Genomic DNA, 12,661 nt, shown 5'->3' with positions numbered 1-12,661 from the left:
GTCCAGGGCGGGCAGGAGACATCGGGGCGGGACGTCGCGGGCTGCCAGGATGTCGGCGGTCCAGGTCATGAACCGCGTGAAGAGGCCGGGGTCGTCGACGTAGAGGGCGGTGGCGAGGTAGCTGACGATGAAGTCGATGTCCTCGACGGTGCGCTCATGCTGGTACGCGGTGTACTGGTGCATTTCGGGGAAGCTCTCCTCGACGTCGGCGAGGGCCTGCTTGACGAGTTGCAGTCTGGTACGGCGGATCATCGTGTACTCCTGGTCGGCCAGGTGGGGCAGGTCCAGGTCGGGCAGGCGGGCCGCGTCCGCGTCGGGCGGCGTCAGCCGCTCACCGAGCAAGGTGGCCGCGCCGGAGGCGTCCATGGCCCACTCGGCCCGCATGATCCGGGCATAGCGGCCCTGCGGTCCGAACGCCGCTCCCCCGGCGAGCACCGGGACTCCGGCGCTCTGGCATGAGCTGATCGCGTTGTGCGCGCCGGGCAGCAGCGTCGGGATGGAGGAGGACAGCAGCACCGCCCGCGCGCGGATACGTCGTGCGTGCGCGACCAGATGCTCGGTCCGACCCGCCACCCCCGCAGCCGCAGCACCTCACTGACAAGACGCGCGGGCAGGGAATGCCACTCACCGTCGACGCACGACACCAGGACGCGTCCCACGGACGCCCCGGCGCGGGCGGGGGCGGTGGCCTMGGCCAGGGCGGCGATGCACCGCTCACTGATGGCCGTGGCCGCGTGTTCCTGGGCCACCGTGATGTCATTGGMCKSMYMGGCCCGGCCCACCCGCTCCTGGGCCGGTGCGATCAGTTCGAGCAGGACCCGCTCGGCCGTGGCACACCGCTGCTCGACGGCCGAGGCGTCCGCGGGGGTCTCCGCTGTGGGCTGTGCGGTGTCGAGCGCGCGTCGTGCGACGGCTACGGCTCGTGTCTCGTCGCATTCGACGAGCGCCTGCCACAGTTGCTCGAACGGCTCGGCGAGGGAGTGTGAGTCCCTTCCAGCGGTCATGCATTCCACCTTCTCCGGGTTGGTTCATGCGGAGTTGTTCGTTGTTGTTCGGACGGTTGGGGCGGGGCGCTGATCGCCAGGACGGCCATGTCGTCGCGCGGGCCGTCCCCCACCCATTGGGCGATGATCATCTGCACGCGTTCGGTGACCGCTTCGGCGGGCATCCCCACGCACTGGCCCAGCACGGTGCGCAGCCGGTCCTCGGTGAACATCACGTCGCCCAGCGGCCCGCCGCGCGCCTCGGTGATCCCGTCGGAGTACAGCAGGCAGGTCTCACCGGGTTCCAGGGCGACCTCGGCGGTCCTGAACTCCAGCTCGGTCAGGGCGCCGATCAGTGTGCCGCCGGTCCGGGCCTCCTCCACCTGGCCGCTGGTGCGCAGGATGAGGGGAGCAGGATGACCCGCGCTGGAGACGCGCAGGCGTACCCGGGCACCCTGTCGCACGGCGGAGACGAGGACCATGGTCACGAAGGGTGCCCGGGCCGTGGAGAGCAGCGCGCTGTTGAGGAGGGTCAGTACGCGGGTGTGGTCGGCGACGAAGGGGAGCAGCACCTGGAGTGCGTTGCGGATCCGGCCCGCGGTGGCCGCGGCTTCCAGTCCCTTGCCGCACACATCGCCGAGGACGGCGACGGTCTCGGCTTCCGGGGTGTCGGCGGGGTAGAGGTCGTAGAAGTCGCCGCCGACGCGTTCACCCGCCACCGAGGCGCGGTAGCGGCCGGAGAAGCAGATGCCGTGCACGCGGCCGAGCTGGGGCGGCAGCAGGTCGCGCATGAGCACTTCGGTGCTGTGTGCCTGGCGGGCGTGGCTGCGGGCGACGGACAGGGCGGCGCCGGCGCGGGCGGCGAAGAGCTGGGCGAAGGACTCCTCGGCGGGTGCGAACGAGGCTTCCTGGCGGTGCCGCAGCAGGATCAGGCATCCGGTCGGTACGCCGTGGCCCGGTAGCGGCACCACGACGACCGAACCGATCTCGGCGGCGTCGTCCACGAAGCCCTCCGGTATCGCCCAGGGCGGCACCGCGTGCGGATCGATCCAGCAGGAGGACACCGCGGGGAGCCCCAGCAACGCCTCTGCCAGGCCCGGCAGTTGTCCGGTGTCCAGAGCGATCCACTCCTGGCCCACCGGTCCGCCGGTGGCACAGCGCAGCACGGGGAAGCAGTGTCCGTCGCCCATGCCGACCATGACCGCCGCGTCCGCCAGGTCGCGGGCCGCCCGTTGCACGATCACCGCCATGCAGTGCTCGACGTTGAGCGACACCAGGAGCTCGGACGAGAGTTCCTGGAGCAGTCCGGCTTTGGCCCGCTCGCGCGTCAGCTCACGCGCCGCGTTCGCCGGAGCGGGGTCACGCACCAGCCACCAGGTCAGTGCATCGCCCACGCACGGCCCGGCAAGCGCCTTCACCCGATGTCCGCCGATCCGTCCGGCCGCCCACGCGGCCGGTTCCTCCCTCCCTCCTCGCACCCGCCGCAGGTGTGCCTCGACCAGCCAGGCGGGTGCGACATCGCCCAGGGCTACGCCCACACCTACCCTCGCCAGCAGCACCCCGGCCTGCTCGTTGTACGACAGCACGATGCCGCGCGCGTCCACAGTGACCACCGGATACGGTTCGCCGTGCCGCGCGGCAGGTCCTGCACCACAAGTGTTCTTCTGCTCCGGCAAGGAGACCATCGACTTGAAACCCGCCGAAGCGGATCCCCACCACCCATCCACTTGAAAGCAGGCAACACTCACGTTACCGGTGGCATATGTCTTCGGACTGGCCTTTGCGATACTCCGACATTCGGGCCCCGCCTCCTGCATAATCCGCCCAGCACCGTCGGAGGAAAAGGCGTTGACGGGCTGCGGCGGCCCCCTGTTACCTTTCCAGAGGCCGTGCGAGAGAACGAGGAGGTGGGACCCGTGAACACAGGATCGACATGGGTGCTCCCCTCCGGGGCCACGGTCGGACGGTAAGCAGGATCGTCCGGGAGCGCCGTTCCGTAGCCCTCCCGAAAGGCATGACGACCATGCGCTTCATTTCCGAACAGCGACTCGACGACACCGTCCTCGAACGCGCATTCACTCTCGGCGATATCCCCGGCTTTCTGTGGACACCCGTATCCGCCTCCACCTCCGCCCCGGCGCCGCTGATCCTGCTGGGTCACCCGCCCCTCGGGCTGCACACGATGTACGCCCGGCTGGTGGCGCGGGCCCGGCACGCCGCGGCCGACGGCTTCGCCACGGCGACCATCGAGCTGCCCGGGAGTGGCGACCGCCCCCGCCTGCCCGCGGTCGAGCAGGCCCGCGCCGACCTGCGCCGGGCGCGGGAAGCCGGTGCACCGGTCGACGGCGAGATCGTCGACGCCCTGGTCCTGCCGCTGGTCGAGGCGGCGGTCCCGGAGTGGCGGGCCGCCCTGGACGCCCTCCTCGAACTGCCCGMAATGGGCGGCCCGTTCGGCTACTCGGGGGGAGTGATCTCCATCGGCATCCGGCTCGCGGTGGTCGAGCCGCGCGTCTCGGCGGCCGTTCTCTTCGCCGGGAGCCTGGTGCCCCGCGCCGTGTTCGACGAGGCCCGCCGGGTCACCATTCCGCTGCACGTCCTGCTGCAATGGGACGACGAGGGAAACGACCGGCAGGCCTCCCTTGCCCTGTTCGACGCCTTCGCGTCCAAGGAGAAGTCCCTGCACGCCAATATGGGCGGGCACACCGGCGTACCGCAGTTCGAAGGAGATGCCGCGGCCCAGTTCTTCAAGCGGCATCTGATGCGTTACTGACCTCCCGCGCCACCTGGATCACAGTTCCGGATCAGAGTGCCGGATCAGAGCGCTGATCGCCGATCAACTGCTGGAGGTGGCGGATGAAGTCCGGGTCGTCGAGGCGGGCATCGGCGACCCGGTCGCGCACCTCGCTGAGGAGCCATTCCACCAGCTCCGCGGTGGCGTGGTACTCACCGTAGAACCCCAGCCTCAGGTCGTTGATCCTGCACTCGAACAGGACATCGTCCAGCAGGTCCGCCACGTGCGCGTCAGCGGCCGGGGTCCGGGTGGCGGTCCACACATCCAGCCACGGGCGCAGGCTGTCGGTGGCGACAGTGACGAGGGCGAGGGTGTCCTTGACGGGCACCGGGCTGGGGTGGGTGTGCAAGGTCGCCCGCCACCACGCGGTCCAGACCTGGCGAAGGGCGTCGGCCTGGGGCGCGTCCCAGGTGCTCCAGCCCGCCTCGACCAGGCGGGTAGCGATCAGTTCCTCGAAGACCTCGGACCGACCTGTGACAAGGGGACGGATGATGCGCGGGACGAGACGGCGGTAGAGACGCGGGAAGTCGTCCCAGTGGCTGGGCACCTCTCCGGCGGCCGCGGACACCATGTCGTCGGGTATGAGGTGCAGCGGCCCGGAGAGTTCGGCGAGGCCCTCCTCGCCGTAGCAGTTGGTGCAACCGCCGACGGGGAACGGCTCTTCGAAGGCGAAGGCGCGATCCAGTGCGTTGAGGGCTGTCATCAGCTGCTGGTGGTGCGACATGGCGACCCGCTGGGGGACTCCGTCCGGCTGACCGGCGAAGAGCGCAGGCTATCACCCGGTGCCGGGGCGCCGGGCAGTGGCACGGGCCCCGCCCTGTCCGTACGGCTCTGACCTGCCTATAGGCTCCTCCGCGTCGCCATCCATGTAGGAGGAAGCAACACCATGCCCGCGTTCAAGCGCACTGCCGTGGCCCTGCTCGCCGCCGCCGCTGTCACCGGCACCACGCTCGCCACCGCCACCACGGCCTCCGCCGCGAGCTACCACTGCAAGAGCAGCAAGGCCTCCGTCGACAACCCGGCGTACAGCGGTCCGTGGGCCGACAACTACAACTTCACCGTCAAGCTGTGCGCCAAGCGTTCCGGCGGCTACATCTACACCAACGCCCGGGTCGACTTCGAGGGTCCCGTCTCCTACGTCAACCAGACGGACGTGCTCGACGCCGCCCGGTTCCACCTCCAGACCAAGAAGTCGGTCTCCGGCACCGACCCGGTCGTGAAGGCGGCGAACTACACCGGCCTCGAGTACAAGCTGGAGCACGGCAACACCGCGGGCAACGGGTCGTACACGACCGGAACGATGAAGTACAAGGCGGGCTCGGGCCGCTACCTCGCCGACGGCATCATCCAGCTCGACTGGAACCGCGACGGCAAGGCCTACCGCAACACGAACTTCACCGCGTCCCCGACCGTGTGACGTCCGCCCTCGACCGCCGCCGCAGGGGCTGTGCCTCCCTGTCCCTGACACGGAACAGGTGCAGCCCCAGCGGCAGCAGCAGAAGGGGCAGGGCCGCCCAGGCCGCCCCGGGCGGGCGGAACCGGCCCAGGGGCGTCCAGGAGTCGGCTGCGTAGCCAAGGGTCACATAGGCATCGCCTTCGACGGCCCGGGTCTCCAGGGTGACCCCGGTGGGGTCGTTGTCGTCCCCGGGTTCGTAGAGACCACCGAGCGCGTAGTAGCGCCCGTACCGGGACCGGCCCTCCTCGCTGAAGTGGACGGTGACCTGCTGGCCGTCCGAGAAGGCGGCGGACCGGCCGTGGGCCGACCGGTCCCAGGTGAACACGCATCCCATCCCCCTGCCCTGCACACAGCTGCTGGGCAGCGCCATGCTGACGGGGTGCCCGTAGCGCATGGCGTAACCGGCCGAACCGTGCACGGACGAGGCGACCGCGCCGAACACGGCCAGCAGTACGGCGGCGGCCACCGGCAGTACGGTGAGCGTCACCCGGGCGCGGAGCAGGGCGAGGACCGCGGTGGCCGCCGCGGCCACCGCGGTGACGGCCAGCAGCGTCAGCCCCGACCGGTGAGCCCCCGGCCCGGCTGCGAAGGCACCGGCGCTCAGACACCCGGCCGCCAGCGCCACCGCGCCCGCCACGTGCAGCGCCAGCGGCAGGCCGCGTGTCCCGCCGGCGTACCGCACACCGGGGACCGCCGCTGCCATCAGCGCGCAGAGGGCGGCGATCGCCAGGGCACTGATGCTGTCGGCCACCACGTCGGCCATCGCCAGTTCCAAAACGACGATGGCCGCCAGGACGACGAGGAGATTGCAGCAGGCCAGGGGCGTGATCTCGTCGGGGCCGCCGCCGTGCGGGTCCGCTGAGTTCTTCTCCAGCGTGACCCGCTTGGTGTCCTTCGGGTCTCCCTCTCCCCAGAGGGTGAGCACGGCCGCGAAGGGCACTCCCACCACCGCTGCCACGATCGCAGCCAGGATGCCTTGAACCACCGTCATGTGCGCCCCTTCTTCGTCTTCCGGATGCGGACCAGGAACCGCAGCACCACCACCCCGGTCAGTGCGGCCCCCACCGGCACGAGCCACCGCTCCACCACGGCCGTCCTGCCCCGGTCGTCCCGCTCCCCCGCCGTCACGGCCGGTCCCGGGACCCGGCTCTCCCTGGCCGGGACGCCACCGCCGAACCAGATCTGTCCCTGGGCGCGGTCGCGTGTCGGCGCGTCGAGCGACCGGCCGACGTCGCGGGCCAGGGTGGGCCAGGCTCCCCTCATCCGGTCGCCGCTCACGGCGGTGAGACGTACGTCGGTGAAGTCGACGCCACCGTAGAGGTAGGTCTTCGTGTAGACGCGGTCGTGCTTGCGGGTGCGGTGGGTCACCGTGAACTCGCCCTTGGAGTAGGAGCGCACATACGCGTCGAAGGTGTCCCTCGGCTTCCACTTCCCGCGCGTGGCGTACGCGTCGATGTCACCGCCGTCGATCAACTCCCCGTAGGTCGTGCTCTTGCGCAGGCTCAGCTCCCGGTACCACTCGGCGGCGACGCGGCTGAGGTACACACGGCGCAGGTCGGCGTAGTCCGGGGAGGTGTTCACCGCCTCGATGACGCGGGGCAGGATCATCCGCCGGAACAGGGATTCGTTGTGCTCCTGGACGTGCGCGGACTGCCGCGGGCACGCGGTGGTACCGGCGGCACCGCGCTGCCCGCGGTACTGCGTCTCCATCTGCACGTCCAACGGTGCTTCGAGGATGTGCAGTTCGTCGCCCCGGGTGTGCACCGTCGCGGGCTCGGGGACGATCCAGGTGCGAAACGACGTGCATGTGCCCTTCAGCGACCGCCAGTACTTCGCGCCCCGCTTGGTGTCCGGGTGGATCAGCTTGCCGGTGGTCTTCTTGAGCAGCAGATCCGCGTCCAGCAGTGCACGGCCGGTGTCGGTGCGGCCGAGGCGGGCGTCGATGACGCGGTCGGGTTCGTCGGGGTTGAGGTTGACCCAGAAGGTCGACGGCTTCAGTCGCAGCCAGGTGAAGAAGGAGTCCGAAGCCGTACGCGCGTCGGCGAGGCCGGTGAGCGAACTCCCCCTGCCCGCGGCGCCCGACGCCGTGACGGGCGCCCGGAAGGCGTAGCGCAGGCTGTGGCCCGGGCCCGGGTCGGCCAGGTAGCGCAGTTCGAGCCGGGTGAAGTCGATGCCGCCGGAGTCCTGGGCACCGGCGGCGAGTCCCCGCGCGAGGCCTCCGGCCTTCTGCGGACTCGGCTCACCGCAGCCCGCGGCGCGGCGCGCGGTGAAGGCGGCACGAAGCACACCGGAGCCGGTGCCGGGCGCGGTGCCGGGGCGCCGCACGCTGTGCGCCCGCGTCGGAGGACAGTCCGGCGGACGGGCGGTGAACAGGTGGCCGGCCGCTTGCCTCAGCGCCGCGTTCCCCGCCTCGAACTCCCCGGTGTCGTAGCCGGAGTCCGGGTGGATGATGCGGACGTGGGGGTCTCCCTCGTACAGTCGCGCGACCGCCTCGGCCTGGTCCTTGTTGTCCGCCACGAAGATCACGTTGTCGGCCTGCTTGATGAGGTTGCGGACCTTGGGGTTCATGCCCAGCTTGTTGTTCACGGTGCTGGTGACGCGCTTGAGGACTTCTGGGGTGGTCTTGCGCTGCGAGGTGCCCGTCACGTCCACGAGGGAGACACTGAGGAGCCGTCCACCGCTCCAGGCGAGCTTGAGCAGATCTGCGGTCGTGCCGGAGATCGCGCCCGGGCCGATGGTCCCCTTGCGGACGTACTTCTCGGTGTCGTGCTGGGCGACGTAGGTGAAGCCTGTCTTCGTCCTGGGGTCGAAGGCCATCCCCGTCTTCTCCATCTGTTCGATGATGAAGAGGCGGGCGGCGATCGCGTAGCTGTTGTCCCCCGTGGCCCCGATGCGGTGCGGGACGCCGTTGGCATCGATGATGAAGTCGTGGCCGTCCATGGTGGTCTCCGAGAGCGGAGGCCCCCACTCGGTGTACAGGGGCGGGACGGCCGGATCACCGGCCCCCGCCGCCGGTGCCGTGCCGGATCCGGCGCCGAGCAGCGCCGCGACGGCCGCGAGGACCATCAGGACCAGCGCCGCGCGGAATCGGCGTCCGGGTGGGCCCGCCCTGGGGCGGAACACGTTCCATCGATGCATCAACGACCACACCCCATGCTGCGCTCGCCCGACCTGCTTCCCAGGCCTGATCACTACACCGTCCCTCGGCTGCGACGCCGTTCACCGTGAACTTGTTGCGCCGAAAGGATGAAGCGCTGGGGGCATGGTTGATGCAAGCCCGGTCGGAACGGTTCAGTCCCGGTCGGTTCTGCTCAGGGTGCCGGTGACGCTGATGCCGGGGGCGAGTCGTCGCGACGTGCGGGGCAGGGGGACCTCGGTGAGCTCGCCGTCGTAGAGCATCCAGAGGCCGAAGCAGTCGTCCTCCTCGTCGCGCACGAGAACCTGGACGGAGTGCGGGTCAGGCCACGGCAGGGACTGCAAGTGGTCGAGAAGCAGGTACCAGTTGTGCCGGACGAACTGCACGACCCAGGCGTAACACAGCGGTGAACCGGGGCCGGTGCCCGCGAAGACGGAGTCGTCGACGGGGGTGAAGCACTGGTACCACTCGCGCTCGGGGTCCGGTCGGGTCAGCGGCTCCATCACCTCCTCCGCGTCGCGGGCGAGAACGATGACCTCCGCGTATCTGCTCATGGGCTCAGTGTGTCGTGCTGCGCAGCCCGGCACGGCCGCGCCGAGCCCTCACCCGGCAGCGGCGGTGACCCCCGTGTGCCTCACATGGCCGCCAGGTGCGGGAAGGGCTTGCGGCACGCCGTGCACCACAACATCGCCCGGCGGCTGGACGGCCCGAAGGTGTGGTGCGCCCGGGTGGCCCGCGAACCGCAGTGGGTGCAGGGCGCGCCTCCCGCCTCAAGGGCGGCCGGCGGCGTGCCGGGGGCCGGGGACACGGGCGGGGCGATGCSGTTGGCCTTGAGCTTGCGGCGTCCCTCGGGGCTGATGCGCTCCGTGGACCAGGGCGGGGACAGCACCTGCCGGATGCGGCCGTCCGGGTGGCCGCAGGCGACCAGGACGTCCCGTACCGCCGCGTTGATCGCGGGCAGTGCGGGACAGCCGAGGTAGGTGGGTCTGATCTGCACCTCCAGGATTCCGCTCAGGTCCGGGGCGACCAGGCCCACGACACCCAGTTCCCCCAGAGTGATCACCGGCAGCTCGGGGTCCGGGAGCGCCTCCACCCGCTCGCGCACCTCCCGCAGCGAACTTCGGGTGGTGGTCGGGTGCGGCTCAGTCATGGGGTGGCTCCAGGGGTCTCTCGTGTGTCGTGTACGAATTGCGGCGCGCTCCGCTCGTGCGTCCCGTGCGGTCGAGCGGGCGTGCGGCAGGGGCCCCGCTCCCGGCGCGCGGGCGTGCGCGCGTCGGCGCCGCCCGTCTTGGTGTCGGGCGGCGCCGACAAGGGGCGCGGGGTCAGTGCAGGGTGCCGGGTGGGCGAAAAGCGCCAGGCGCGGTCAGAGCGCGTGTGCGGGAAGCGTCCGGTACGTCTCGGCGAGCCGGGTCACCACCGGGTGGGTGGCGGGGTACTCCCGGTGGTCGATGCGCGTGATGGGGCGGACACCGATGGCGGCGTTGGTGGCGAACGCCGCCTCGCACGCGTCGAGTTCGGTCAGGTCGAGCAGGTCCGTGGGGTCTCCCCCGGCGCGGCGCAGGAGTTGCCGGGTCGTGCCGGAGAGGATGTCTCCCCCGGGCCAGACGACCGTACCCTCGCGCACCAGGCCGATGTTCCAGGTGCCGCCCTCAAGGACTTCGCCGTCGTGCCCGGTGAACAGCACGTCGTCGTACCCCTCCCGCTGGGCGCGACGGCGGAGCCGCAGGGCGGGCCCCAGGGCGACCGACTTGACCTCGGGCAGGTCGCGGCGGTGGGCCGTGGTGCGTACGCGCAGGGGGCCGGGATCGGCCTGCGGGGCCGGTCGCGCGGTGACCAGAATGCGCGGATGGGCGTCCGCCGCGATGGTGGCGAGGTTCAGTGCCGGGTCGAACACGGTGACCCGGACGATCCGGCGGCCCTGTTCCGGTGCGGCCCTGCGGGCCAGGGTGCGCACGCGGTCGGGGTCGAGTGCGGTGTCGAAGAGGACCCGGCAGTCGCGGATCAGTCGCTCCAGGTGGAGGTCCAGGCCGCGCACTCGGCCGTCCTCCACCAAAAGGGTGCTGAAATGGCCGTAGTTGGTCAGGGCCAGGGCGGCCAGCGCATCGTCCGTGGCCGGCCGTCCGTCGATTTCGATCATTGGGTCACTTCGTCCGGGCCGGTCACTTGATGTAGTCCTCGACGACCTTGGGCGGCCAGGTGCCGACCTTGAGGACGCCCATGGAGTAGGCGCGGGAGACCAGGGCGGCGCGGTTGGGCACCTTCAGGGCCCGGAGCAGTCCGGTGACGTGGTACTCCACGCCCTGGCGGCTGAGGAAGAGCCGGGAGGCCAGCGGGATGGTGGAGACACCGGCGGCTATGCCCTCCAGGATGCGGGCGTCTATCTCGCTGAGGAGCTTCTTCGGCGGTGCCATCTCCTCGGCGCCCTCGGGGCGTTCGTCGGTGGGGGACATCACCACCAGGATCGCCGCGACGTCGGGGGTGTGGCCGCCCTGGACGGCCATGGCGCGCAGCGGGAGCGCGGAGGCGGTGGACTCCTGGCCGACGGCGATGACCTCGGTGAGGAAGCGCTGGCGCTTGCCCTCCAGCATGCGGGAGAACTGCTGCATCAGCGGGGGCCGGACGCTGGGGTGGATCAGGTCGCAGAAGTGCTGGCCGCAGAGGCTGGCGGCCGGTCCGCCGAAACGGCGGTCGAACTCCTGGTTGACCTGCTGGATGGTGAGCGCGGGATCCAGGCAGGCGATGTAGGCGTCAGCCCGGTCGAAGCCGTCGGTGTGACCGTCCGCCGGCTCAGAGGTGTCGAGCGGACCGAAACCAGAGGTGCGGTCCATGAGCGTGGCGTGGGGGGTCGGCGCCAAGACACTCAAACCTTTCTTCTATCGGTGCGTTGGGGAGGCGAAATACCGGTGATGCGCGAGGGATTCCGGGCCCGGGGCCGGTCCCGGAAAAAGAGGTTGCGAAGAAAAGGAAGACGTTTGGATATTACGAAGGCGCTCGATGGCGGGTCAACGCACCACCGGCCTGACCTGCTAATACTGTGGTGACTCTTTCGGTGGGTTCGGTTCCGCACCGAAGAGGTTCGGTGGGGAAGGTTCGGTGCGCGGGGCGAACCCTTCGGCACCGCGCCGACCGGGGGTAACGCCCACAGAACCGCTTGAATCGGACGGCGTTCTCACTCTGCGGAACAGCGCCATCACCGCAGGACACCGGCCGCCTCCGCGAGGCGCGGGGGAAGTCCGACCCCTTACCGGGAGACACCGAACCAGAAAGCGATTACCGCATCGCGGCCACGTACGGGGCGGGGCAAACGGAAACGCCCGGGGCGCGCCCCGAATATACGGGGATCACGGCCCGGGCGCCTCATCCAAGGGTTACTTGTGGAAACTCTGGCTTTCCGCGCGGGAAATGAGGGCGATGAGTTCCCGGCGTCCGGGAATGCCCAGTTTCCGGTAGGAGTGGGTGAGGTGTTTTTCGATGGCGCGGGAGCTGACGCCCAGCTCCGCGGCGATCTCCTGGTTGGTCAGGCCCTGGCAGGCGTGGCCCGCGACCCGGCGCTCGGTCGGGGTGAGCATGCTCTCGGGCGACACCGTGTACACGGGGGTCCTCGCGGTGCCGCGGGTGGCGCGCTCGGCCAGCAGGGGTGCGCCGCAGGCGGTCGCCAGCGTGGCGGCCTCCCGGGCGAGGGCCTCCGGCTCGGGCCCGCTGCCCAGGCGTTCGGCGAGCGAGAGCAGCGCCCTCGCCAGTTCGAGCTGGTTGGCGGAGCCGCGCAGGACGGTGACCGCCTCGCGCAGCCGGGCGGTGCCGCGCCCGCCTTCCTCCAGCCGGCCGAGCAGCCGCAGGGCCCGGCCGACGCCGACGGGCGCTCCCCACTGTTCGGCGCGGGCGTGCTCCTCCTCGGCCAGGACGCGGGCGGCGCGGGTGTCGCCCATGCGGCGGTGGACGCTGATGGTCCAGGGCCGCCAGGGGAAGAGGACGGGGTTGTGCCAGCCCGCGGCCTCCATCTGCCGCCCGCAGGACTGCAAGGAGTCAAGGGCTCCGGTGTGATCGCCCCCGGCGCTCTCGCGTACGGCCTCCAGGAGGCGGAGCAGGCCGGTGAGGGGCAGGCCCTGGGGGCGGGTGCGGTCGACGCGGTGCAGGACGCGTTCGGCGAGGGAGGGGTCGCGGGACTCCAGGGCGACCATGGCGTGGGTCATGGTGGCGACCGTGCCCAGGGAGTGGTGGCCCGATTCGGTCATGCCCAGCGCCGTCTCGGACTGTTCGCAGGCCTGGGCGAGTCGGCCGCGGCCCAGGTGGACGAG

Annotated in this window: 11 protein-coding genes and 2 pseudogenes; 2 read left to right on the top strand and 11 right to left on the bottom strand. The window is 70.9% G+C overall.

Annotated elements, in window-relative coordinates; all coding sequences use genetic code 11:
- The 3 genes and pseudogenes from AB8Z36_RS14215 to AB8Z36_RS14205 all read right to left on the bottom strand — a co-directional run.
- Window positions 1–573: pseudogene (locus tag AB8Z36_RS14215) on the bottom strand (cobalamin-binding protein); the annotation flags it as partial.
- A gap of 182 nt (window positions 574–755) precedes the next feature.
- Window positions 756–1,004, bottom strand: a pseudogene (locus AB8Z36_RS14210) (B12-binding domain-containing protein); the annotation flags it as partial.
- On the bottom strand, window positions 1,001–2,596 hold the full coding sequence (locus AB8Z36_RS14205) for a PP2C family protein-serine/threonine phosphatase (protein WP_369213639.1): 1,596 nt from the start codon (window positions 2,594–2,596) through the stop codon (window positions 1,001–1,003). The gene AB8Z36_RS14205 and the pseudogene AB8Z36_RS14210, both read right to left, overlap by 4 nt.
- Before the next feature lie 410 nt (window positions 2,597–3,006).
- Here AB8Z36_RS14205 and AB8Z36_RS14200 point away from each other — a divergent pair, with 410 nt between their 5' ends.
- A complete protein-coding gene (locus AB8Z36_RS14200; RefSeq protein WP_369213638.1) occupies window positions 3,007–3,753 on the top strand; it encodes a dienelactone hydrolase family protein in 747 nt (248 codons plus the stop codon).
- Window positions 3,754–3,784: 31 nt separating this feature from the next.
- On the opposite strand, the gene AB8Z36_RS14195 is transcribed toward AB8Z36_RS14200, so the two are convergent.
- A complete protein-coding gene (locus tag AB8Z36_RS14195; protein WP_369213637.1) occupies window positions 3,785–4,498 on the bottom strand; it encodes a hypothetical protein in 714 nt (237 codons plus the stop codon).
- A 162-nt stretch (window positions 4,499–4,660) separates the two neighbouring features.
- Here AB8Z36_RS14195 and AB8Z36_RS14190 point away from each other — a divergent pair, with 162 nt between their 5' ends.
- Complete coding sequence (locus tag AB8Z36_RS14190; RefSeq protein ID WP_369213636.1) at window positions 4,661–5,191, top strand: hypothetical protein; 531 nt, start codon at window positions 4,661–4,663, stop codon at window positions 5,189–5,191.
- Here AB8Z36_RS14190 and AB8Z36_RS14185 read toward each other — a convergent pair.
- The 7 genes from AB8Z36_RS14185 to AB8Z36_RS14155 all read right to left on the bottom strand — a co-directional run.
- Window positions 5,169–6,221: a hypothetical protein gene (locus AB8Z36_RS14185; RefSeq protein ID WP_369213635.1), complete on the bottom strand. Its 1,053-nt coding sequence runs from the start codon at window positions 6,219–6,221 to the stop codon at window positions 5,169–5,171. The genes AB8Z36_RS14190 and AB8Z36_RS14185 overlap by 23 nt on opposite strands.
- Window positions 6,218–8,368, bottom strand: a complete 2,151-nt coding sequence (locus tag AB8Z36_RS14180; protein ID WP_369213634.1) for a hypothetical protein — start codon at window positions 8,366–8,368, stop codon at window positions 6,218–6,220. The genes AB8Z36_RS14185 and AB8Z36_RS14180 overlap by 4 nt, the downstream gene beginning before the upstream one ends.
- Window positions 8,369–8,521: 153 nt before the next feature.
- Complete coding sequence (locus AB8Z36_RS14175; RefSeq protein WP_369213633.1) at window positions 8,522–8,920, bottom strand: hypothetical protein; 399 nt, start codon at window positions 8,918–8,920, stop codon at window positions 8,522–8,524.
- Window positions 8,921–9,000: 80 nt separating this feature from the next.
- A complete protein-coding gene (paaD, locus tag AB8Z36_RS14170; protein ID WP_369213632.1) occupies window positions 9,001–9,516 on the bottom strand; it encodes a 1,2-phenylacetyl-CoA epoxidase subunit PaaD in 516 nt (171 codons plus the stop codon).
- Window positions 9,517–9,729: 213 nt separating this feature from the next.
- Window positions 9,730–10,503, bottom strand: a complete 774-nt coding sequence (locus tag AB8Z36_RS14165; RefSeq protein ID WP_369213631.1) for an aminotransferase class IV — start codon at window positions 10,501–10,503, stop codon at window positions 9,730–9,732.
- A gap of 22 nt (window positions 10,504–10,525) precedes the next feature.
- Window positions 10,526–11,221: a PAS domain-containing protein gene (locus tag AB8Z36_RS14160; RefSeq protein WP_440581915.1), complete on the bottom strand. Its 696-nt coding sequence runs from the start codon at window positions 11,219–11,221 to the stop codon at window positions 10,526–10,528.
- Window positions 11,222–11,734: 513 nt separating this feature from the next.
- Window positions 11,735–12,661: helix-turn-helix transcriptional regulator (locus tag AB8Z36_RS14155; RefSeq protein ID WP_369213630.1), on the bottom strand; the 927-nt coding region annotated here is incomplete at its 5' end.

Origin of the sequence: Streptomyces flavofungini, from assembly GCF_041028215.1 — a bacterium.
In the GTDB taxonomy this organism is placed as follows: domain Bacteria; phylum Actinomycetota; class Actinomycetes; order Streptomycetales; family Streptomycetaceae; genus Streptomyces; species Streptomyces flavofungini_B.
Note: the sequence above shows the minus strand (reverse complement) of the source record. Positions and strands in the feature narration are given on the sequence as shown.

Coding starts and splice junctions, on each gene's coding strand:
- AB8Z36_RS14195 (WP_369213637.1), bottom strand. CDS start 4,498: ATGTCGCACCACCAGCAGCTGATGACAGCCCTCAACGCACTGGATCGC.
- AB8Z36_RS14190 (WP_369213636.1), top strand. CDS start 4,661: ATGCCCGCGTTCAAGCGCACTGCCGTGGCCCTGCTCGCCGCCGCCGCT.
- AB8Z36_RS14185 (WP_369213635.1), bottom strand. CDS start 6,221: ATGACGGTGGTTCAAGGCATCCTGGCTGCGATCGTGGCAGCGGTGGTG.
- AB8Z36_RS14180 (WP_369213634.1), bottom strand. CDS start 8,368: ATGCATCGATGGAACGTGTTCCGCCCCAGGGCGGGCCCACCCGGACGC.
- AB8Z36_RS14175 (WP_369213633.1), bottom strand. CDS start 8,920: ATGAGCAGATACGCGGAGGTCATCGTTCTCGCCCGCGACGCGGAGGAG.
- AB8Z36_RS14165 (WP_369213631.1), bottom strand. CDS start 10,503: ATGATCGAAATCGACGGACGGCCGGCCACGGACGATGCGCTGGCCGCC.